22 protein-coding genes are annotated in these 20,863 nt (G+C 54.6%); 13 read left to right on the forward strand and 9 right to left on the reverse strand.

Going from position 1 to position 20,863, the window contains the following annotated elements:
- Positions 1-329 precede the first annotated feature (329 nt).
- The 8 genes from ACJJIO_RS09270 to rsd all read left to right on the forward strand — a co-directional run bounded on the left by ACJJIO_RS09270 (position 330) and on the right by rsd (position 6,736).
- The gene (locus ACJJIO_RS09270) at positions 330-1,583 is read left to right on the forward strand and encodes a malic enzyme-like NAD(P)-binding protein (RefSeq protein ID WP_444887560.1); all 1,254 of its coding nucleotides are present in this window, start codon (positions 330-332) and stop codon (positions 1,581-1,583) included.
- A gap of 141 nt (positions 1,584-1,724) precedes the next feature.
- Positions 1,725-2,156, forward strand: a complete 432-nt coding sequence (locus ACJJIO_RS09275) for a hypothetical protein (protein WP_252083851.1) — start codon at positions 1,725-1,727, stop codon at positions 2,154-2,156.
- Positions 2,157-2,237: 81 nt separating this feature from the next.
- Positions 2,238-3,821 (forward strand): glutamate--cysteine ligase, encoded by a 1,584-nt coding sequence (gene gshA, locus ACJJIO_RS09280; protein WP_444887562.1) that lies wholly within the window; start codon positions 2,238-2,240, stop codon positions 3,819-3,821.
- 59 nt (positions 3,822-3,880) lie between these two features.
- Positions 3,881-4,483 carry an acyl carrier protein phosphodiesterase gene (locus ACJJIO_RS09285; protein WP_252083853.1) on the forward strand — a complete coding sequence of 201 codons (603 nt, stop codon included), beginning with the start codon at positions 3,881-3,883 and terminating at the stop codon, positions 4,481-4,483.
- Positions 4,480-4,971, forward strand: a complete 492-nt coding sequence (locus ACJJIO_RS09290; RefSeq protein WP_252083854.1) for a disulfide bond formation protein B — start codon at positions 4,480-4,482, stop codon at positions 4,969-4,971. Before ACJJIO_RS09285 ends, ACJJIO_RS09290 begins: the two co-directional genes overlap by 4 nt.
- Before the next feature lie 46 nt (positions 4,972-5,017).
- Complete coding sequence (locus tag ACJJIO_RS09295; RefSeq protein WP_444889052.1) at positions 5,018-5,413, forward strand: CidA/LrgA family protein; 396 nt, start codon at positions 5,018-5,020, stop codon at positions 5,411-5,413.
- Positions 5,403-6,092, forward strand: a complete 690-nt coding sequence (locus ACJJIO_RS09300) for an LrgB family protein (RefSeq protein ID WP_444910825.1) — start codon at positions 5,403-5,405, stop codon at positions 6,090-6,092. The genes ACJJIO_RS09295 and ACJJIO_RS09300 overlap by 11 nt, the downstream gene beginning before the upstream one ends.
- A 176-nt stretch (positions 6,093-6,268) precedes the next feature.
- Positions 6,269-6,736, forward strand: coding sequence for a sigma D regulator (rsd, locus tag ACJJIO_RS09305; protein ID WP_252083857.1), 468 nt, complete (start codon positions 6,269-6,271; stop codon positions 6,734-6,736).
- A 212-nt stretch (positions 6,737-6,948) separates the two neighbouring features.
- Here rsd and bamJ read toward each other — a convergent pair whose 3' ends face one another.
- Positions 6,949-7,737 carry an FKBP-type peptidyl-prolyl cis-trans isomerase gene (gene bamJ / locus ACJJIO_RS09310; RefSeq protein WP_252083858.1) on the reverse strand — a complete coding sequence of 263 codons (789 nt, stop codon included), beginning with the start codon at positions 7,735-7,737 and terminating at the stop codon, positions 6,949-6,951.
- Positions 7,738-8,192: 455 nt separating this feature from the next.
- Between bamJ and ACJJIO_RS09315 the strand changes: the two genes are divergently transcribed.
- Positions 8,193-9,131: a hypothetical protein gene (locus ACJJIO_RS09315; protein WP_444910826.1), complete on the forward strand. Its 939-nt coding sequence runs from the start codon at positions 8,193-8,195 to the stop codon at positions 9,129-9,131.
- A gap of 174 nt (positions 9,132-9,305) precedes the next feature.
- Here ACJJIO_RS09315 and ACJJIO_RS09320 read toward each other — a convergent pair whose 3' ends face one another.
- Positions 9,306-9,806 carry a TIGR02444 family protein gene (locus ACJJIO_RS09320; RefSeq protein ID WP_444903451.1) on the reverse strand — a complete coding sequence of 167 codons (501 nt, stop codon included), beginning with the start codon at positions 9,804-9,806 and terminating at the stop codon, positions 9,306-9,308.
- A 109-nt stretch (positions 9,807-9,915) separates the two neighbouring features.
- Between ACJJIO_RS09320 and ACJJIO_RS09325 the strand changes: the two genes are divergently transcribed.
- Positions 9,916-11,832: an ATP-binding cassette domain-containing protein gene (locus ACJJIO_RS09325; RefSeq protein ID WP_444910827.1), complete on the forward strand. Its 1,917-nt coding sequence runs from the start codon at positions 9,916-9,918 to the stop codon at positions 11,830-11,832.
- An 87-nt stretch (positions 11,833-11,919) separates the two neighbouring features.
- Here ACJJIO_RS09325 and ACJJIO_RS09330 read toward each other — a convergent pair whose 3' ends face one another.
- The gene (locus tag ACJJIO_RS09330) at positions 11,920-12,816 is read right to left on the reverse strand and encodes an outer membrane beta-barrel protein (RefSeq protein ID WP_252083862.1); all 897 of its coding nucleotides are present in this window, start codon (positions 12,814-12,816) and stop codon (positions 11,920-11,922) included.
- 202 nt (positions 12,817-13,018) lie between these two features.
- Here ACJJIO_RS09330 and ACJJIO_RS09335 point away from each other — a divergent pair, with 202 nt between their 5' ends.
- A complete protein-coding gene (locus ACJJIO_RS09335; RefSeq protein WP_252083863.1) occupies positions 13,019-14,023 on the forward strand; it encodes a hypothetical protein in 1,005 nt (334 codons plus the stop codon).
- Positions 14,024-14,113: 90 nt separating this feature from the next.
- On the opposite strand, the gene trmB is transcribed toward ACJJIO_RS09335, so the two are convergent.
- The 6 genes from trmB to ftsY form a co-directional block, all read right to left on the reverse strand.
- Positions 14,114-14,905, reverse strand: a complete 792-nt coding sequence (trmB, locus tag ACJJIO_RS09340) for a tRNA (guanosine(46)-N7)-methyltransferase TrmB (RefSeq protein ID WP_444910828.1) — start codon at positions 14,903-14,905, stop codon at positions 14,114-14,116.
- Positions 14,906-14,968: 63 nt separating this feature from the next.
- Positions 14,969-15,346, reverse strand: coding sequence for a DUF423 domain-containing protein (locus tag ACJJIO_RS09345; protein WP_444910829.1), 378 nt, complete (start codon positions 15,344-15,346; stop codon positions 14,969-14,971).
- Positions 15,347-15,449: 103 nt separating this feature from the next.
- On the reverse strand, positions 15,450-16,304 hold the full coding sequence (rpoH, locus tag ACJJIO_RS09350) for an RNA polymerase sigma factor RpoH (protein WP_252083866.1): 855 nt from the start codon (positions 16,302-16,304) through the stop codon (positions 15,450-15,452).
- 237 nt (positions 16,305-16,541) lie between these two features.
- Entirely contained in the window at positions 16,542-17,558 is a 1,017-nt protein-coding gene (gene ftsX, locus ACJJIO_RS09355) for a permease-like cell division protein FtsX (protein WP_444910830.1), read from the reverse strand.
- Entirely contained in the window at positions 17,539-18,225 is a 687-nt protein-coding gene (gene ftsE, locus ACJJIO_RS09360) for a cell division ATP-binding protein FtsE (RefSeq protein ID WP_252083868.1), read from the reverse strand. Before ftsE ends, ftsX begins: the two co-directional genes overlap by 20 nt.
- Positions 18,226-18,265: 40 nt before the next feature.
- Positions 18,266-19,408: a signal recognition particle-docking protein FtsY gene (gene ftsY / locus ACJJIO_RS09365; protein ID WP_444910982.1), complete on the reverse strand. Its 1,143-nt coding sequence runs from the start codon at positions 19,406-19,408 to the stop codon at positions 18,266-18,268.
- A 226-nt stretch (positions 19,409-19,634) separates the two neighbouring features.
- Between ftsY and rsmD the strand changes: the two genes are divergently transcribed.
- Both rsmD and coaD read left to right on the forward strand, forming a co-directional pair.
- On the forward strand, positions 19,635-20,234 hold the full coding sequence (gene rsmD / locus ACJJIO_RS09370) for a 16S rRNA (guanine(966)-N(2))-methyltransferase RsmD (RefSeq protein WP_444889044.1): 600 nt from the start codon (positions 19,635-19,637) through the stop codon (positions 20,232-20,234).
- 96 nt (positions 20,235-20,330) lie between these two features.
- Positions 20,331-20,807 (forward strand): pantetheine-phosphate adenylyltransferase, encoded by a 477-nt coding sequence (gene coaD / locus ACJJIO_RS09375; RefSeq protein WP_252083870.1) that lies wholly within the window; start codon positions 20,331-20,333, stop codon positions 20,805-20,807.
- The last annotated feature ends 56 nt before the right edge of the window (positions 20,808-20,863 follow it).

Below are 20,863 nucleotides of genomic sequence, written 5' to 3' on the forward strand. Positions count from 1 at the left end.
TTCAGAAAGGGCGCCCTGGAATTTTCCACGGCGCCCTTTTTTGTGCTGCAAATTCAGCGCTCTGCTCAGATCCAGAGCGCTGGGGCGAAATCGATTTGTATCGCTTAATATATTCGTTATTAGCAGTAAATTTATCCTTCAAATTGAATATTAGACGGCTGATCATCCTGAATTTGGCCAAATGTTAAGGGCAAAATAGTAATAAGTAGCTGTTTCATTACCTCTGTGAGCTTGTGACCGCAAGCACCCCTCGGTTATTCTCTGAAACCCGCAGTAACCGGGATGACGCCCCAAGTGTCGCCCCCCGTTTTCGAGAGAACAGCCCCCAAATGACGGATTCATTGCGCCAGGCAGCGCTCGATTACCACGCACTCCCCAGCCCCGGCAAACTTTCAGTCGAGCTGACCACCCCCGCTGAAACTCAGGAGGACCTGTCGCTGGCCTATAGTCCCGGTGTGGCGGAACCTGTGCGTGAAATTGCCAAGGACCCAGAGGCCGCCTATCGCTATACCGGCAAAGGCAACCTAGTGGCGGTCATTTCCAACGGCAGCGCCATCCTCGGCCTCGGTAACCTGGGCCCACTGGCCTCCAAGCCGGTGATGGAGGGCAAGTCACTACTGTTCAAGCGCTTCGCCGATATCAACTCGGTGGATATCGAAGTGGACGTCAACAGCCCGGAGCAGTTTATTCAGACAGTTGCCGCCATCGCCAATACCTTCGGCGGCATCAATCTCGAAGATATTAAAGCGCCTGAGTGCTTCCATATTGAAGAGGCACTGATTGAGCGCTGCCCAGTACCCGTATTCCACGACGACCAGCACGGCACTGCAATTGTGACCGTTGCCGGCATGCTAAATGCCCTGGAGATCCAGGGTAAGAAAATCAGCGACGTGCGCATGGTGTGCCTTGGAGCCGGTGCCGCCGCCACCGCTTGCTGCAAACTGCTGCTGGCCGCCGGCGCGCGCAAAGATCAAATCACCATGCTCGACAGCCGTGGGGTAATTCACTCCGGCCGCACCGATATCAATGCTTATAAAGGTGAGTGGGCGCGGGATACCGATATGCGCACCCTCGATGACGCTATCACCGGTGCCGATGTATTCCTCGGAGTATCGGGCCCAGATCTGCTCTCCGCCGAACAGCTGCAGCGCATGGCGCCGAAGCCAGTGGTATTCGCCTGCTCAAATCCAAATCCGGAGATCAAACCAGAGCTGGCCCACAGCGTACGCGACGACCTGATCATGGCTACCGGGCGCTCGGATTACCCCAACCAGGTCAACAATGTACTCTGCTTTCCCTTCATATTTCGTGGCGCGCTGGATGTGCGTGCGGCGCGTATCAATGAAGAGATGAAGCTGGCCGCAATTGAAGCCATCCGTAAGATCGCCCATTTACCGGTGCCGGACTCGGTACGCGAGGGCTACGGCGGGGTAGAACTGAGCTTTGGCCCAAGTTATATCTTGCCCAAACCCACGGATCCACGCCTGCTTCCGGAAGTTGCCGCCGCAGTAGCGCGCGCAGCGGTAGACAGCGGCTGTGCCCGCCTGCCTTACCCCGAAAACTACCCGCTGCAAACACTCTAGGGCCGGTTAATTCATCCCTAGAAGCCCGCCTTATCCTCTCGGGGCGGGCGTTTGCCGCTTTCACCCCCACAGACTTCTTGAGCCATAAAGCACCCGTCGCTAAACTGCCTTTCTGTCACAGCATCAAAGTTGCCCAACACAATGAGTCACGTGTATGTGCTGACAAACCAGCACCAGCAGTTCCTGAGCAAAAGCGGCGAATGGCTTGATGGCCGCGAGCCCAACAAACTGTTTCGCAGCGAGCATAAAGATGTCGCCATCAACCAGATGTTCGAGGCCAATACCCGTGATGTCGGCTTGCGTATCGAATTGCTGCAGTGTGCGCTGAACCCCAAGGCCCAGCCACTGATACCGGAAGAAGCTCTCGCTGAGCAATCTTCGGCGCCCGAGGATCCGGAGATCGAGCCCGGTGTACCAGAGGAGATCCCGGCTGCAGAGCCCACCGAGCTGGAACCACAGCCAGAGCCGGAAGTGGCCCCGGAACAGGCTCCTGAGGTCGCGCCAGCACAAACCCCGGATGAGACGCCCGCACAACCCGGCGAGCACAAATCGGAATCGGAGTCTGCCGCCTGAGCGGAGATTCTTTTAGCACCGGCACAAGTAGCCCCAACGGCGACAACAAGAAAGAGTTCCGGTAGTACCAAGGAGATTCGAGTGCCTATTCCCCACCTGGCTGCCCTATCCCAGGCCAAACCCGTGCAACTGCTCAAGGGCATACGTCGCGGCCTGGAAAAAGAGAGTCTGCGGGTCGCCCACGACGGCACCCTGGCGCAAACGCCACACGCGCAGACACTGGGCTCCGCGCTGACCCACGAGAGCATCACCACCGATTTTTCTGAGGCGCTGCTGGAATTTATTACCCCTCCGGTGGCTACCCCGGAGGAAGCCCTTCGGATTCTCGACCGCATTCATCGCTTTACCTACAGCCAGATCGGAGACGAACGCCTGTGGGTCAACAGCATGCCCTGTGTTATCGGCGCCGATAGCGATATCCCGGTGGCCCGCTACGGAGATTCCCATAGCGGCACTATGAAGACCATTTATCGGCTGGGACTCGGCCTGCGCTACGGCCGCGCCATGCAGACCATCGCCGGTATCCACTACAATTTTTCTCTGCCGGATGAATTCTGGCTGTGGCTGCACGAGTTCGAAGGCAGCAGTGAAGCCCTGTGCGAATTCAAGACCCGCCGCTACTTCGACCTGATCCGTAATTTCCGCCGCAACTACTGGCTGCTGATCTACCTGTTTGGAGCCGCACCTGCGGTGTGTTCCTCTTTTGTCGAAGGACGCCAGCATAAGCTCGAAGCTTTTAACGGCGACGGTCACACCCTACACGCTCCCTTCGCCACCTCCCTGCGCATGGGCGACCTGGGCTACAACAGCGAAGTGCAGCAGTCTCTGGTGGTTTGCTACAACAACTTGCGTAGCTACCTGTCCACGCTCTGTTCAGCGATTAGCCGGCCCTATGGCCCCTACAACGAGCTCGGAGTCAAGGATAGCGATGGACAGTATCAGCAGCTTTCCGCCGGCGTGCTGCAAATCGAAAATGAATTCTATTCACCGATCAGGCCAAAAAATCCCGCCAAACGCGGTGAGACCGCCCTGGCGGCACTGGATAATCGCGGGGTCGAATATATCGAGGTGCGCTGCCTAGACCTAAACCCGTTTATGCCGCTGGGCATCGATGCGCAACAAATGCGCTTTATCGACAGCTTCCTGCTGCACTGCCTGCTGACAGAGAGCCCGGAGACCGATGAGGTCGATTACCGTTCGACCCAGGAAAACCAACAGCGTATCGTCTATCGCGGCCACGAGCCCGGCCTCAAGCTGCGCAGCAACGGAAGCGAACGGGAGCTCAGTGAGTGGGCTTCCCAGCTACTCGGGGAGGTGGATACTGTAGCCGAGTTACTCGACAGCGCTTGGGGCGGCGACCAGTACCGCAGTGCCGTAGGAGTTCAGCGCGCCAAGGTCAAAGGGGAAATACCCACCCCAGCCCAGCAGATCCTGGCGGAAATGCAGGAGCAAAACCTGAACTTCTACCATTGGGCTATGCACAAAGCCGAGCAACATCGCCGCTACTTTCTCGAGCGTCCTCTCGACAGCGAGTCGGTGCGGGATTTCTCTCGTGAAGCCGAGGAGTCCCTGCTCAGACAAAAGCGCGTGGAAGCGGAAGACAAGGGCTCCTTCGAGGAATTCCTCAGCCACTACTACGCGCAATATATGTGTTGCCAGGGCTAGCCCTGGCAACACAGAGCACCGGCGCAGGGTCCGGATATCCGCCCATAGGGATTGAGCGCATGAACTATCTCGCCCACCTGCTGCTTTCTGGTCCCGACACCCGCTGGCGCCTGGGTGGGCTACTCGGAGATTTTGTGAAGGGTCCACTCAAAGGCGAGCGACCGGAGGCCATTGAGGCCGGTATCAAACTGCACCGCCGCATTGATGCCAGCACCGACAGCAATGCCTCTTATCGTGAGGCCCTGGCGCAGTTGGACCCCAGCTGGCGCCGCTATGCCGGTATCGCACTGGATATCTGGTTCGACCATCTGTTGGCACAGCATTGGCAGGAGTGGCATCCACAGAGCCTGGAAGAATTTTGCGACCAGTGCTGGAGAGACTTTCGCAGCCACAGCCGGTATATTCCGCCGCAGGCACGGGCATTTATGGCCCGTGCCGAGCAAATTAAATTACTGCAGAGTTACCGCGAGGAACGCATCATCGGCCTTACCCTGGAGCGGGTAGGACAGCGCCTGCGCCAACCGGTTGCGCTGCAGGAAATACTGCCTGAGCTCAGTAGCGGGCGGGCAAAACTGGAAAACAATTTCAATAAACTACTAACCGACTTGAATCTCGAAGCCCAGCGCTTTCGGCAGCACTATTCAGGATCCGATAAACCATGACCTTACCCAACCCGCGCATTACCTTTCTGTTGGTATTTCTAATTGTCGTCTTTTTGCTCGGCTCCGCCTTTTATCTGGAGTACGCTCGGGGCCTGGAGCCCTGCAAGCTGTGTATTACCCAGCGGGTGATGTTACTTGGCATTGGACTGGTCTCTCTCATAGCCTTCCTACACAATCCTGCAACGATCGGCCGGCGCGTTTATGGGTTGCTGGTTTCCATTTGGGCTCTGGGCGGCCTCTATTTTGCCGGGCGCCAGCTGTGGCTGCAGAGCCTGCCGGAGGGCCAGGTGCCCGCCTGCGGACCCAGTGTCAGCTACATGATGGAGGTCTTTCCTATGGCCGATGTACTTAAGGCACTGCTCACCGGCGACGGCAACTGCGCCGAGGTCCAATGGACCATGATGGGCCTCAGTATCCCCGGCTGGTCCGCTATCGGTTTTGCCGGACTGATCCTATTTGGCGGCTGGCAGGCATTTCGCAAAGCCTGAATCAACCGGACACTAAACCGCGGCTCAGCGGAGCCGCCCTTTGCCAATGACAGCACCATCCCCACGCGAGCTAGCCCATTGGGTGCTCGGTATCGCAATCCTGTTTGGCTGCGAACGGCTCGGTAGCCTGATCGGAAAGGCGCTCGCCCTACCGGTGCCGGGTGCTGTAGTTGGGATGTTGCTGCTACTGGTGGGCCTAATGGTCTACGGCAGCGTGCCCCGCGGCCTGGCAAAAGTCAGTGCACAGCTGCTCTTTTTATTGCCACTGCTATTTTTACCCGCCGCCACTGGGGTCTTCTTTCTGCGCGATCTCTCCTTATCCGATTGGCTGGGCCTGCTCGCCGCAATTCTTTTTGGCACCCTGATCAGCCTTACGCTGTGTACTCTGTTGCTGCGCCGCCTACTCAGAAAAACCGATATAGTGCACAACAATGAACAGTGAGTTACTACACAGCCCGCTGTTTGCCCTGCCATTGAGCTGCGGTGCCTTCTGGTTTGGGGTACTGCTGTACCGACGCACGGGTACGGTACTGTTACACCCGATAATCACCGCAAGTCTGCTAGTTTTCGCAGCTCTCTATAGCCTGGATATTCCCTACCGCGACTACCAGGATGCCAGCGGTCTACTCTACGCCTTACTAGGTCCGGCCGTAGTCGCGCTGGCCGTACCGCTGAAACAAAACCTGACAGTGATTCGCCGCGCTGGCTGGCCCCTGCTGGTAACCATCACCGTCGGAGCCCTGTTGGCCCCAGCAATTGCTGTGGGGATCGCACTTTTACTCGGAGTGGGGAAGTCTGTACTACTCGCCCTTAGCGGAAAATCCATTACCACACCCATCGCACTTGCAATTGCCGAAAAAGTTCACGCGAGCTTAAGCCTGACCGCAGCAATCGTGGTGCTCACCGGCGTGGTAGGAGCCCTGGCCGGACCACCGCTGGTGCGCCACCTAGGTATTCGCGACGAGCGGATTCTCGGCGTGGTGCTCGGTATCAATGCCCACGCCGTGGGCACGGCGCGCGCACTGGAAATCAGTGCGCTGTGTGGCGCCTGTGCCGCCCTCGCTATGGGACTCTGTGGCGCCTTAAGCGCGCTATTGTTACCGCTAATTATCGCCCCCTGAGTCACCTGCCGACGCGAGCAGTGAAATTTACACAGCCGTCACAGCATTCTGACGTACTTTGCGCCTGACTCCTTGCTGCCGGCGGGGGAATCTCCTATCTTCCTAAGGGCCTTCGAGATCAGCAAAAAGCTAATAAGCTGCCACTGCAGCAACAGTAACAAAAGGACATCTTGGCGATGCTGGAAAATTGCAAGTCGGCGCGGGAGCGCTGGGGTGGTGTCAGCGAAATTATTGACCGCTGGCTTCAGTCACGACAAAACCTATTAGTGAGTTTCTACCACCTATCCGAAAAAAAGGAATTCAGTGAGGATGATCCCGAAACTGAAGACCGTGTCCGTCAGCTGTGCCAGCTGCTGGTGGACTATGTGTCAGCCGGTCATTTTGAGGTCTATGAACAACTGATGCGTGAGGGGCAGGCCTTCGATGATAAACAAGGTCTGCAAAAAGCCTGTGAACTCTACGATGATATCGATAGGACTACAGATATCGCCGTTGATTTCAACGATAAATATCTGGAGACGGACGACCTTTCCAGCCTGGCACCGGATCTGTCCGAACTGGGAGAGGCGCTAGAAACCCGCTTTAGCTCCGAAGATAGAATGATCGCCCTGTTACACACCGCTCACAAAAATCGGATCGCCTAGCACAGCCGCCTCTTGTTGCATGCAATTTTTCGTTGCCCAGGGACTCCTATTTTTTGCTCGCCTTCACTCGCCGGCTGACGACCAGTTAGCCGGAATATATCTGCGAATGCATTTAATCTTTAAATAAAACCAGGTAGCCAAGCGAAATAAATTCAAGCACAAAAAAAGGGCGCCTATTGGCGCCCTTTTTCAGTAAAGTTCGAAAAGTCAGATTATTCAGATGGAGCTTCTTCTTTCTTTTCTTCTTTTTTCTCGGAACCCTCATCACCAGCAACATTTGCTTTGTGCAGTTCCACTTCAAAAATCAGAGTGGCATTGGGGCCAATTTTACCGCCTGCACCACCGGGACCGTAAGCAAGCTCAGAGGGGATATAAAGTTCCCACTTGGAGCCTTCTTTCATCAGTTGCAGAGCTTCTGTCCAGCCCTTGATTACCCCGTTTACCGGAAACTGAACCGGCTCACCGCGCGCGTAAGAGCTGTCGAACTCCTCACCGTTAATCAGGGTGCCCTTGTAATCAACTTCAACGGTGCTGGTAGCGCTTGGCTTGCTGCCGCTACCTTCTTTAATCACTTTATACTGCAGGCCAGAATCAGTGGTGACTACACCATCTTTCTTCGCGTTCTCTTCGAGGAAAGTCTTGCCTTCCTGCATATTTTTGTCGGCGCTCTCTTTAAATTCTTTCTCCTGCTGAGCCAGCATTTCCTGCTGTTTCTTCTGCATCTGCTCCTGGAAAGCGGCAATAGTCTGCTGCTTTTCTTCATCGGACAAGCGATCCTCGCGGCCACTGGCAACGTCGTTCAGTGCCATCGCAACCACTTTGGGATCCAGCTGCACATCTTGAGCCTTTAGGCGCTTAGCCATGTCTTCGGCAATGATGTAGCTGACCTTCTTCTCCTGAGTGTCCAGGGCAACTTCTTTTTCCTGCTTCTGTCCCTGTTCGTTACAGCCGGTCAGCGCCAGGCCAAGGGCAATTGCTGCAGCCAAAGGGTATTTATTCATGGGTGTTGTCTCTTTGTCCGTATTGCGTTTATAGATTCGCGCTTGACCTTGGTCCAACGCCAACAGCGGTATTTCAAGCAACTCTGTTCCGGCCCTAAGCCACCAGGCGCACAGTTTCCGCCAGTGCGCCCAAGTCTAACCCAAGGCGACTCCCAGTGCATACTGATGACGCGCACACTGTGCAGGACACCACATTCCCCTTGCAGGTTCCAGCCGCTTCACAAAAAATCTGCAGACAACGCTTTTTTCGCAGTACACGGCATACATTTTTTTTAAAAACAGCGCTATTATCGGCCAGTAACCGGTTATTGTTCTGGACTGTTTGAAGTGCTTTTCAGTTTGGGGCAGTGCGCGGTGCGCATATCTCTTGCTAGAGCGGTATCCATCGTATTTAAAGGAAGAAGAGCGCACTATCCGGAAGTGCCAATCGATAATAAACGTCAGGACATTTACTCATGGCTGCCAAACCAAAAGCTGTCAATCCGGTTGCAGAGCTGGAAGCACAAATTTCCAAACTCGCCGCAAAACTGGACAAAGCCCGCAATAAGAAAATCACCGATGCCGGCAAAGCGGTACTCAAGGCCGGAAAAAACCTGACCTCAGCAAAAGACAAGCTGAGTAAGGCAAAGGACAAGCTGGGTGAAGCCCGCGCTAAGGCGAAAACCACCAAGACGCCCGCAGCTCTAAAGCGTGTGGAAACCGCTAAAAGCAATGTAGAGAAATTTAACGAGGTATTTCAACAGGCTAAGCAAGCTGCTGCCGATGCCAAGTATCTGCAAGCCAGAGCCAAAGCAGAGCTCAAAGCGGCGGAAACCGTACGTAAAGTCGCAGCTAAAACGGAAAAAGAGCTGCTTAAGACTCAACCTAAGGCGAAAAAACCCACCGCCACTAAGCAAGCCACCAGTAAAACCTCTGCTAAGTCTGTAAAAGCTGGCACGGCAAAATCTACGAGAAAGACGGTAGCAGCAAAGGCCAGCGAAAAGAAAGCTGCTGCGAAAAAGACGAGCACTGCTAAACCATCAAAGAAGGCAGCTGTTAGTAGCACAAAGAAAACCGCTACCAAGCCGGCAAAAACTACCACCGCGAGCAAGCAAAAAGTAGCAAAACCCGCCAGCAAGAAAGCTACCCCAACTAAAGCCGCAACAGCGACAAAAACTTCTGAAGTTGCTAAACCTGAGCAGGTAAAGGCCAAAGAAGGAAAGCCGCAACAGGAAAAACCCAAGCAAGCCGCACCCAGTGAAAGCAAAATTCAGGAAAAACCCACTGAAGAAGCAAAGAACCTGGCATCTGATGAGCAGCAAAAACCACTGGAGCAAACTCCACCAGCACCATCGATTACGCCAACTACACCGGCCAATAGCCTGTTTTCCACAGAGGGTCACCGTGGCGAATAGGCGCTCCTAATACTTTGTAAACAGATTGGCACCCGGCCGGTTCTATTAGGGTGGGTGCCAAGTAGCCAGTCCATTACGGTATAATTTATTGGAAGTATGGGATTGGTAGTAGGTAGAAACCTTCCAATTTTATTGGCAGCACACTGTGTTTGCTAAAGCCGCTGCCTGAAAAATTCAGACGGCATCCAGATTTTCGACCGAAGCCATAAAACTCTCAATCAGACCTGCCCAGTGAACCTGATCTTTTTGTAAAAGCCCATATTGCTGCCCCGCAAGCTGTAGCGCAGGCTTATCTCCCGGCCATGCCTCCAGACAAATTTTCCAAAGTGCCGCCAGCTGCAAGCGTTCCAATTTCAATTCATAACGCTTACACATTTCGTACACACGCACTGTATGAGGGCGAAAGCGCCCCAGTAAGCGACGCAGGTGGCGTACACTGATAATCATTCTACGACGCGGTGCCAAACCGCGATCAGCCACACGCCACCCCTCCTCACTCAACTGGTGTCCACAAACCGCTGCATAGCTAGCCCAAAGCATTAAACACACGTCGGCCCCCTTCGTGTCCTGGCAGTCGAGCAAGAAGTCTTCAACCCCTTGATGACGATAGAAGTCCAGACTGAACTGCCACAGTGGGTTTTCCTTGGAAGAGGATGGAGGTGTGCTATCTGTCACGTTAAAATCCAGGCCCTTTGCGGTTCGGCGCGCTCAAGCGGCGGCGAATACGTACAAATACGTCGAATAGCCTAGCATTCATCGGCCTGTTCATAAGAGGTTTTTTCCAGTGATTAATTTGCAAGGTGTCTCCCTGCATCGAGGCGAGCGCGACCTGCTAAACGGTGCAGACTGCCGTATATTCCCCGGCCACAAGGTGGGAATTATCGGCGCGAATGGCTGTGGTAAGTCAACACTGTTTAAGTTGCTACTGGGTCAACTGGAAAGCGACGCTGGACAGGTGGATATCCCCGGCGGCTGGCGAATTGCCCATATGGCCCAGGAAGTGGAGGCTAGCGATCAGTCGGCCCTCGACTATGTACTCGACGGCGATCGGGAACTGCGCAACCTGCAAGACCAGCTCAAAAAGGCTGAAACCAGCGGGGAATCCGATGGCCACAAACTGGCCGAGCTGCACGAGCGTATGGCCAGCATCGACGGCTATAGCGGGCCCGCGCGTGCCGCACAGTTACTCGACGGCCTGGGTTTTGCGCACGCGGAACAACAGCGCCCGGTGCGCAGCTTTTCCGGTGGCTGGCGCATTCGCCTCAATTTGGCTAGAGCATTGATGTGCCCCGCGGATTTGATGCTGCTGGACGAACCCACCAATCACCTGGATCTAGACGCGACCCTCTGGCTGGAACAGTGGCTACAGCGTTTCCCCGGCACCCTGTTAATTATTTCCCATGATCGCGATTTCCTCGATGCAGTGGTTGATGGCATTGTCAGTTTTGAACAGCAAAAGCTCGTGCTTTATAGCGGCAACTACAGCGCCTTCGAACGCACACGCGCCGAGCGCTTAGCCCAGCAACAAATACAATACGAAAAACAGCAATCCGAACGCGCCCACATGGAAGACTTTGTGCGGCGCTTTCGTGCCAAAGCCAGCAAGGCCAAACAGGCGCAGAGTCGTTTAAAGGCATTGGACCGCATGGCACAAATCGCCCCAGCCCATGTGGACTCACCCTTTCACTTCACCCTGCCATCTGCGGATAAAACTTCCAATCCGCTGATCGATCTGCGCGAAACTGATATCGGCTATGCCGACAAAGTGGTCGTGAGGAAAGTACAACTGGGTATTCAGCCCGGCCGCCGTATCGGCCTGCTCGGTCCCAATGGCGCGGGTAAGTCATCGCTAATTAAAACCCTTGCCGGCGAGCTTGCCCCCAAGAGCGGGGAGCGCCAGTGTGGCGAACACCTGGCTATTGGCTATTTTGCCCAACACCAGCTCGAAGCTCTGGATGGCAAGGCCTCTCCTTTATTACACCTGCAACGACTGAGTCCCGAGGCCAGTGAGCAGTCTCTGCGCGACTTCCTCGGCGGATACGGCTTTATTGGCGACCGGGTCTTTGAAACCGTAGCCGGCTTTTCTGGTGGAGAGAAGGCCCGCCTGGCATTGGCGATCCTCGCCTGGCAAAAACCCAACCTACTACTGCTCGATGAGCCCACCAACCACCTAGACCTGGAAATGCGCCATGCTCTTACCATGGCCCTGGCTGAGTTCCCCGGTGCGGTTATTTTGGTATCCCATGATCGCCATCTACTCGCCAATACCGCCGATGAATTTATTCTGGTCGCAAATGGTCGTGCGGAACCCTATAGCGGTGACCTCGAGGACTACAAACAGTGGCTACTGGGTTTTAACCGGGAAAAGCGGCGTGAGGAAAAATCAGTAGAAAGCGGTGATAATCAGGAAAAACCTGCAGAAGATAAAAAGGCCCAACGCCGTGCCGCTGCCGCCCTGCGAGAACAACTAAAACCCCTGACCAATAAATTAAAAAATATTGAGCGGCAAATGGCCGCAACAGAGGAAAAACTTCAAAAAGTTCAAGGCAAGTTGGCCGATGAGCAACTCTACATGGGAGGTCAGCAAGATGAAATTGCACGCCTCAATAAAGAGCAAACCGAATATCGCGAAGCTCTCGACCTTCTGGAAATGGAGTGGTTGGAAATTTCTGAGCAACTTGAGCAATTGCGCGGGGAGTAACTCGACCGTTTGTCTATCAAAGTAGCTCCTGGAGGGCATCTTTATCGCCCTCCAGGAGCTACCCCGGAAGCCTTAAAAAGGCATTAGCTATCTGCGAATACAGCCATATTCATCCACGGCGGTGCCGACCGGTGTATTCGGGCACTGATCGATATAGGCCGGCACTCCATCAAAGTCGATATCCATGGGGCAGCCATCGGGGCCAACATCCACACCTACCGGGGTCTGTGGGCACTGATCGGTTGCATCGATAATCCCGTCCGCATCCTCGTCGTACCAAAAGTCCGGGTACTCGATCCACTGGTAGCCAATCGCAACGCTGGCAAAACCATCCAACCCACCGTGATCCACCCCCTGAAAAAGTCGCACATCCGCACGGGCCTGCCAGCGGGGACCGAGGCTGTATTTTATCCCCAGACCGAGATTGACCATGGTTTGGCGATCATGCCAGTTGCACAGATATCTCCGGTAGGGGTGCCAGTCAGGATATTTATAACCATGTTTATACCGATATTTACAGTCGTAACGTTCTATCCCATCCTCGTCCGTGTAATATCTCCTGTAACGTTTTTTCGGCGCCTTATCATAATTAATACGCATCTCGCCAACGCCAAAAGCCACATATGGCTGCCAACAAAAATCACCACAGAATTGCCCACCAAATTGGTAGAGGAGGTCCAGGTGGTAATTGTAAATCTCGAGCTTTTCGGGAAAATCATCCACTCCAACAATAAAGTAATCGACCACCCCCTCCATCGCCCAGTAGTTGGTCATATTAAATCCCAGGCCACCACCACCACCGGTGGTATCCTGCAAAGTCAATCCGTGAAAAGGGGTTCCGTTTAAACGGTCACTGTTAAACCAGTATTTACCGCCATTGGCATAGAGATTGAGGGTACCGACAAAATCGGCCGAAACATTGCTGACAGAAAAAAGCAACACAGCACCGCAGAGGATTGAAATTGAAGTATGGCATTTACCCATTACTGACACCGAAATCTTTTTAAAACCATCCCCCTTTCAATTTTTATTAATTTGATTAACTACTTTAAATTCAAATTAATTCGATTATCTTTGTGTTATTTGTTCTGCATTTTTAATAAAACTACTATTTAATGCCGCGCCCAATATGAAAATCATAGACGGGAAATAAAAAATATACTTATAAACAGCGGAGAGTTAACCGATGCTGGCGCCAAACATAGATAACTACGTAAGAAACCTGGTTCGCCCAGAGTTGATTCAAACTTCGTGCCGCCCACCAAAAACTATTCGAGAATACGCCACCGATTTTCAACAAAATTCTCGCTGCAGTTGGAAGTACAGCCGCAGTAAAGATGGACTAACCCGAATTGATCAGTTAGTGACTCAGGCTGCACTGATCCAGACTCTGGATTACACCCGCATATCCAACACATCCCAAAGCCTTATAGAGGCAATGTATACCTGGTTGACCGGCTTCAATCCCTCCAACCCGGTACAACAGCTCACCTCGGATGGAATACAGCGACGTCAAAACGCCATTACCACATTGCTGGGCGGCGCCTATTGCTGGTATCGCCAGGCCAGTGAAGCCGCATTGTCAGAACCTTTGGCTCTGGGCAATATTCAGAACCACAATGACATCCCTTTCAATCTGTATCGTTATCGTTTTAGCCGCTCGGGTTTTAACCTGCATATGACACCGGGGCGCCTGTACCGGGGGGATACCCGGCCGCCGCAAATGCTGTGGCAGTCAGGGGGATTTTTTCCAAAAATGGATAACAACAACCGCCACGACCCCCATCTCGGTAGCGGCGCTTCCTGCCAGGTGATATCCAGCACTGACGATCCCAACGTGGTAGCGCGCTTTGCCTGGCACAACAAAACTTACTGTCCGGTGCGTTACTACTACCTGCACCAAACCGACAGGGTGGATAAAGCCATCGCCGGATTTGTCTATGAGTTCGACAAAACTGGACATGAATGCGTTGAGGTCGCCAACGTCACCCCCGGTCGTGAGGTAGCCTTCCTGGCAATACCCAACCAATATATTCGCCGCTTCCGCATGCGCTACTATGCCGGCAGCCAAAACAATATCGTGTTATCGGATTGGATGTACTACAACGAAAACTCGGTAAGAAATATCCGTATCACCGCAGACAAACAGCGCTGGGAATCTTTCAAGAAGAACTGGCAGCTGTACGTTTAAAGAAAGGGTGGGGTACTGCCGTAGGTGGGGGAGAACGCCGACTTACAGTCGGCGCTTATTGCTAAAACTCTCCAAGTGGAAAATTGGATGTTATTCGACCTCCGGTGCCGGCTTGGAAGGCTTTTCAACTGTCTCTTCGCTCGACGCCAGGGCGGGAGCTTCTCCGGGCAGGCGGCGGTACACCAGATCCCAGACACCGTGCCCAAGGCGCTGGCCGCGGCGCTCAAACTTGGTTTCCGAGCGCCACTCTGGACGCTCGACATAGTCATCATTGGAGGAGGTATTCTCCAGCAGTGACTCCGCTTGCAACACTTCCAGCATATGCTCGGCATAATTCTGCCAGTCCGTAGCCATATGCATGACACCGCCGGTTTTCAGCTTGCTGCAAATCAGGCGCACAAACTGCGGCTGCACGATGCGGCGCTTATGGTGCTTCTTCTTATGCCAGGGATCGGGAAAATACAATTGGAACCTGTCCAAAATGCCATCCCCAATGCAGTCATTCAAAACATCCACCGCATCGGCCATATAAATTTTGAGATTCTCAACCCCGGCTTTACCGGCATTGTTAATCAGCCGACCCACACCGGGAGGATGCACCTCAATACCAATAAAATTCTTATCCGGTTCGGCCTGGGCCATGGCAAGCAGTGAGTCGCCCATACCAAAACCGATCTCCAACACAAGCGGAGCCTCACGGCCAAATGCCTCAACTGGATTCAGAGGGCCATCGAAGAGCGACAGACCATATTTTCCCCAGTAAGTATCAAAGGCGCGGCGCTGCCCCTCAGTCATCCGCCCCGCACGAATCACGTAGCTGCGGATAGATTTTTTCTTGTACTCGGTGCGGTAGGGAAACTCTTCCGCGGATTCGTCTTGCATTGTTCGCGACCTCTTATGCGAAACGGTTTTCTCTTATTCGGGTTTTGATAGGCGACAGCCCGGCTATTTGGGGGTATTCACGGCGGCAATAAACAGTGTCACCCAGCCGGCGATCATCAATAACCCACCAATCGGTGTAATCGGCCCCAGCCAACGCGGCCCACCCAGGGTAAGGGCGTAGAGACTACCGGAAAAAAACACCAAGCCAAATACAAAGAAAGCGCCGCTCAGAGTGAGTGACAGACGTTCTCCCCAATTCTGTATCAGCAGCGCCACAGCCAATAGCGCCAGGGCGTGGATCATCTGGTACTGCACACCGGTCTTGTAGGCTTCCAATAGCGGCTCGGCGACCTTGCCACGCAGGCCGTGTGCGCCAAAGGCACCGAGAGCAACGCCACTGGCGCCAAATAATGCGGCGAGTAGAAGGTAAACTTTAACCATGGCTTATCCCATTTTTTTGCGCCCGACGAAGCGGGTCCATGCATCGCAGAAATAAAAAAACCGCGCTGCTGCGCGGTTTTTTCCGAACTGCCAAAGTGCGCTATCAGGCCTCCATAGCCGCACGCACTTTTTTCATGGCGTTCTTCTCCAGCTGACGGATACGTTCGGCGGAGACTCCGTATTTATCTGCCAACTCGTGCAGAGTGGATTTCTCCTCGCTCAGCCAGCGTGCCTGGATAATATCGCGGCTGCGCTCGTCGAGCTGCTCCATAGCATTGGCCAGACTGTTGAAGCTGGTTTCCTGCCAGTTATCCCGCTCCAACTGAGCTGCCGGATCATAACTGCGGTCTTCCAGGTAGTGTGCCGGCGCTTGCCAGGCGGTGTCGTCATCGTCGTCCACCCCCGCATCAAATGCGGCATCATGAGCGGCAAGGCGGCCCTCCATCTCATGGACCTGGGCGACATCCACATTCAAATCTTTAGCCACCGCCTTGGCTTCATCATTGCTCAGCCAGGCCAGTTTCTTCTTCTGACCACGCAGGTTGAAGAACAACTTGCGCTGTGCCTTGGTGGTAGCGATCTTCACGATGCGCCAGTTGCGCAGGATAAATTCGTGAATTTCCGCTTTGATCCAGTGCACCGCAAAGGAGACCAAACGTACCCCTTTCTCGGGGTTAAAGCGTTTAACCGCCTTCATCAGACCAACATTGCCTTCCTGCACCAGATCCGACTGGTTGAGTCCATAGCCAGAATAAGACTTGGCAATATGTACGACAAAGCGCAGGTGGGACATGACCAGTTGGCGGGCCGCGTTAATATCTTCGCGATAATAGAGGTCTTCTGCCAGGCGCTTTTCTTCCTCCGCGGACAGCACATCGAAGCTGCTGACGGTCTGGATGTAAGCTCCCAGGTTGGCGCCCGGAGACAGCGTATGCACTGGCTGTAGGCTGGTTCCCATTCAGGTTTCTCCTCTCATTATTAGTCGGCCGATTCCAGCGGCCGCTGTCGTCGGACACTTTATCCGGCAACAGGCTGGACTCAGTGTAGCACTTGCACGAGCGGTTAAGAAAGTCCGCCGCCAACTGCCGTATTCCCTTGTATTGCAGCCGTTTAGAGGGACCAAATCCCGACTAGGTTCCCCAATTCGCTACAGCTTTACGCTTCTTGGCTAAACCAAGGCGTGTAAACACTCTTCTCAGCAGGGTTCGATCTCGCGCAAGTGACGGCCCGCCGCCAGCCAGGCCCCCAGCAGCCCAAGCAAAGCAGCGCCACCGATAAGGCCAACAAAATAGCTGAAACCGGGCCCCACTAGGCTGTAATTACTACCGTAGCTAGAGGAGAGGCCTGAGATCGGCCCGGACAATAGCAACACCGCCCCCAGTAACAGAGCCCATGCCAGCAGTCCGCCAAAAGCCCCATAACAGAGACCACTGTAGAGGAAAGGTCTGCGCACAAAAGCATTTGTGCCACCCACAAGCTTTACCACCAGGATTTCCTCCCGACGGCTCTCAATGTGCAGGCGAATCGTATTGACCACCACCAGGATAACCCCCAGCGCCAACAGCAGCGCGAGCCCTGCGGACATCCGTTGCCCCAGCTCCGTCAGCTGGGTTAGGCGCTGCACCCAGGCCAGATCGAGCACCACCGAGTCACTCAGGGCGTGCTCCTGTAGGTTATCCACAATGCGCTGCAATTTTTCGCTGTTATGGGTATCTCGCGGGCGCAGCAGCAATACTGCCGGCAGAGGGTTGGCATCGAGCCCCACCAGGAGATCGCCGAGCCCGGATGCCTGCTCGAATTCCGCCAGCGCCGCTTCCGGAGAAATATAAGTCACCTCTGCGATGGCCGGGTCGCTGCGCAGTTTGGCGGCGAAGGAGTCTACTGCCGTTTTCTGCGCTCTCTTATTGAGAAATACTGAAATCTGCGGCTGACCATCCCAGCCGGCCACAGCGCGCTGAAAATTTGCCAACCCAAGTTGCAATGCGGCGGGCAGGGCCAGGGCGATAGCAATCACCAGGGCGGTCATAGCACTAGCCATGGGCGTAGCGAAAAAACGGCGCAGGGATTCCCGTGCTACCTGGCGATGGTGGTCGAGCCAGGACTGCCAGCGATCCGAAATACCGGTGCGAGCAGCCACCGCGCCACTGCTACGCGGGCGCTTTTCAATGCCACTGCTCGCCGGGCGCTGGACTCTAGACTGGGTGTGCTTCACGGCTTGGGACTCCGTCGTAGATCAACTGACCGGCTTGCAGGGTCAATACCCGCCGGCGCATGCGCGCTATCAATTCCAGGTCGTGGCTTGCCACCAATACAGTGACGCCCACAGCATTAAAGTCGGAAAACAGTTGCATGATCTCCTGTGACAGCTGAGGGTCCAGATTACCTGTAGGCTCATCCGCTACAAGGATCGCCGGCTTGTTCACTACTGCGCGGGCGATACCCACCCGCTGCTGCTCCCCTCCAGATAGGGTAATGGGATTGTGTTTCTCCTTGTCCAGAAGACCTACTTTGTCTAGAGCGGCACGCACCCGGCGGCCCACTTCGCGTTTGCTGCAACCGGCCACTGCCAGCGGTAGAGCGATATTGTCGAACACACTGCGATCAAACAGCAGCTGGTGGTTTTGAAAAACGATACCCAGGTTGCGGCGGTAATAGGGGATCTGGCTATTGCGCAGGCGGTTGAGATTCTGCCCTGCGACCAAAATCGAGCCTTTAGTGGGGCGCTCGATGGCAGTCAACAGCCGCAAAAGTGTGCTCTTACCCGCACCTGAATGGCCGGTGAGAAACACCATATCGCCTCGAGGGACTTCCAAGCTGATACGCACCAGGGCGTCCTGCCCCGATGCATAGCGCTTATTCACATTGTCAAAGGTGATCACGATTTTGTTCTTGTTATTCCCTAAGAGGGTTTAGTGGCGATCAAGCGGTATCACGGCCAAACAGCGCCGAGACAAATTCGCGCGCGCGGAACGGCTGCAGATCCTCAGCCTGTTCACCCACACCTATAAAGCGCACAGGAATACCGAAACGCCGCGCCAGGGCAAAGATCACGCCACCCTTGGCGGTGCCGTCAAGCTTAGTGAGTACCAGGCCGGTGACACCGGCCGCCTCGCGGAATTGCGCAGCCTGGTTAATTGCATTCTGGCCGGTACCGGCATCCAGCACCAATAGCACCTCGTGGGGAGCACTGGGATCCAGCTTGCCCATTACACGGCGCACCTTGGTCAACTCTTCCATCAGGTTGGACTTGGTGTGCAGGCGGCCGGCTGTATCGGCGATTACCACGTCAATACCACGGGCCTGGGCCGACTGCACGGCATCAAAAATTACCGAAGCGCTGTCCGCACCGGTATGCTGAGCCACCACCGGCACATCGTGGCGCTGTCCCCAAACCTGTAACTGCTCTACCGCAGCGGCGCGGAAAGTGTCGCCGGCGGCAAGCATCACCGATTTGCCTTCGCCGAGGAAACGGTGCGCCAGCTTGCCGATAGTGGTGGTCTTACCAACGCCGTTAACGCCGACTACCAAAATCACATAGGGCTTTTTACTGGTATCCAACACTAAAGGCGCGTCGACACTGTCGAGCAGCTCTGCCAACTCTTGCTGCAGCGCTTTATAGAGCGCATCCCCATCGGCCAGCTCACGGCGTGAGACGCGCTCAGTGAGGCGCTCAACAATTTCACTGGTGGCCTCGACACCCACATCTGCCATCAGCAGCTGGGTTTCCAGCTCTTCCAGCAGATCTTCATCGATTTCTTTGGCTCCGAGGAACAGGTTGCCCATGCCCTCGACAAACTGATTGCTGGTGCGGCTGAGCCCGCGGCGAATACGTGCAAAGAAACCCTCTTTCTTTTTCGCTACGGGTTTTTCCTGCACGGGGGTGGGCTTGGGCGCTGGCTCCTGAACCCGAGGAGCCGGTTCTGGCGCTGCTGCTTCAGTATCGGCTGGCAACTCAGATTCAGGGCTAGACGGAATTTCGGGCTGCGCATTGGCTGTACTAGCGGGCGACGGCTCAACAGCTTCTGTGGAAGGTTCCTGCACATCAGCAGTCGCTTGTTCCATCTCTGGAGCGGGCTCTTTATCGGTGACAGATGGCTCCTGCCACTCTTCCGCCGGGGCCTCCTCTGGTGAGCCAACCGCTTCGGCCTGCTCCCCTTGGGGCTCGCTTTGTTCGGGCTTGCGCTTTTTCTTTTTGCGCAGGAAATCAAAGATCATTCGTTTATCCGGGTGTACCGCTTGCAGAAAGACGCTAATCTTAGCATCGCTAAGCCCCCAGTAGAGAGTTACCTTGGCCAGAAGTTCATCGCGCAAGCAAAGCACACAGCCTCTTTCCCAATTGCGCATCATCGGAGGGCAGTGGCGCGGGCGCAAATTGCAATTTGCCCCGGTTGAGGGATTGAGACCTACCGGCGATCGCCTGCGCGAAACCCTGTTCAACTGGTTGCAGTTTCACCTGCCTGGCGCACAATGCCTCGACCTCTTCGCCGGCTCCGGCGCCCTGGGTCTGGAATCTCTATCCCGTGGCGCGGCCTCAGTGGATTTCGTCGAACTGAATCCCCAGGCTGCACGCACCCTAAACCAGCAACTCCAGCTACTCGAAGCCACAGATGGCGAGGTGCATAACTGCCGGGCAGCAGATTTTTTGGTCGGTGGCGGCAAGCCTTACGATATTGTCTTTATCGATCCGCCCTTTGCAGACGATTTGTGGCAGGAGAGTCTCGGCGCTCTCACTGGCAGGCTCTCAGAAGGCGCTTTGATTTATATCGAGACACCCCGAGACACTGTTATTTCTACTGCGAACGACTGGTCGTTAATCAAGGAAAAGCGCGCTGGTCAGGTCTGTATGCGACTGTTTAGTAATAACTCCGATGCAACCACTGAACACTGACCGGTCAACGGATCAGGTTAACGCATTCGGTTTTGAGCCTTAGCCGTAAATTGTTTACCATTCGCATCCCTTTCAGCCCGCATTTATCCTTGGCGTATGAAAAAAGTTGTCTACCCCGGAACTTTCGACCCAATCACCAATGGTCATCTCGATTTGGTGGAGCGGGCCTGTCGCCTGTTTGACCACGTCATCGTGGCCGTAGCCGCCAGTAATCGAAAGAATCCTTTATTTACACTGGATGAGCGGGTGGAGCTCTCCCAGCGCGTACTCGGCCACCTGCCCAATGTGGAAGTCATCGGCTTCGATATCCTGCTGGCTGACCTGGTGCGCCAGGTGGATGCCTATGGGGTTCTACGCGGCCTGCGCGCAGTATCCGACTTCGAATACGAGTTTCAGCTGGCTAATATGAACCGCCAACTGGCGCCGAATATGGAAAGCCTGTTCCTGACCCCAGCAGAACATTTGTCCTATATTTCTTCCTCTTTGGTTAGAGAAATTGCCTCTCTCGGTGGAGATGTCACAAAATTTGTTCCAAGTGCTGTACAAGCGGCACTGGAAGAGAAATTCCGCTAACTCCCGAATTGGTTATTTCTGATACACTCGAGCGGATTTTTCCACAATCCGCGGAG

Source organism: Microbulbifer mixtoriginis (SeqCode), assembly GCF_052467235.1.

Bases quoted from the DNA above. Each gene is read 5' to 3' on its own strand.
- ACJJIO_RS09270 (WP_444887560.1), top strand. From the start codon at position 330: ATGACGGATTCATTGCGCCAGGCAGCGCTCGATTACCACGCACTCCCC.
- ACJJIO_RS09275 (WP_252083851.1), top strand. From the start codon at position 1,725: ATGAGTCACGTGTATGTGCTGACAAACCAGCACCAGCAGTTCCTGAGC.
- ACJJIO_RS09285 (WP_252083853.1), top strand. From the start codon at position 3,881: ATGAACTATCTCGCCCACCTGCTGCTTTCTGGTCCCGACACCCGCTGG.
- ACJJIO_RS09290 (WP_252083854.1), top strand. From the start codon at position 4,480: ATGACCTTACCCAACCCGCGCATTACCTTTCTGTTGGTATTTCTAATT.
- ACJJIO_RS09295 (WP_444889052.1), top strand. From the start codon at position 5,018: ATGACAGCACCATCCCCACGCGAGCTAGCCCATTGGGTGCTCGGTATC.
- ACJJIO_RS09300 (WP_444910825.1), top strand. From the start codon at position 5,403: ATGAACAGTGAGTTACTACACAGCCCGCTGTTTGCCCTGCCATTGAGC.
- rsd (WP_252083857.1), top strand. From the start codon at position 6,269: ATGCTGGAAAATTGCAAGTCGGCGCGGGAGCGCTGGGGTGGTGTCAGC.
- bamJ (WP_252083858.1), bottom strand. From the start codon at position 7,737: ATGAATAAATACCCTTTGGCTGCAGCAATTGCCCTTGGCCTGGCGCTG.
- ACJJIO_RS09315 (WP_444910826.1), top strand. From the start codon at position 8,193: ATGGCTGCCAAACCAAAAGCTGTCAATCCGGTTGCAGAGCTGGAAGCA.
- ACJJIO_RS09330 (WP_252083862.1), bottom strand. From the start codon at position 12,816: ATGGGTAAATGCCATACTTCAATTTCAATCCTCTGCGGTGCTGTGTTG.
- ACJJIO_RS09335 (WP_252083863.1), top strand. From the start codon at position 13,019: ATGCTGGCGCCAAACATAGATAACTACGTAAGAAACCTGGTTCGCCCA.
- trmB (WP_444910828.1), bottom strand. From the start codon at position 14,905: ATGCAAGACGAATCCGCGGAAGAGTTTCCCTACCGCACCGAGTACAAG.
- ACJJIO_RS09345 (WP_444910829.1), bottom strand. From the start codon at position 15,346: ATGGTTAAAGTTTACCTTCTACTCGCCGCATTATTTGGCGCCAGTGGC.
- rpoH (WP_252083866.1), bottom strand. From the start codon at position 16,304: ATGGGAACCAGCCTACAGCCAGTGCATACGCTGTCTCCGGGCGCCAAC.
- ftsY (WP_444910982.1), bottom strand. From the start codon at position 19,408: ATGGAACAAGCGACTGCTGATGTGCAGGAACCTTCCACAGAAGCTGTT.
- coaD (WP_252083870.1), top strand. From the start codon at position 20,331: ATGAAAAAAGTTGTCTACCCCGGAACTTTCGACCCAATCACCAATGGT.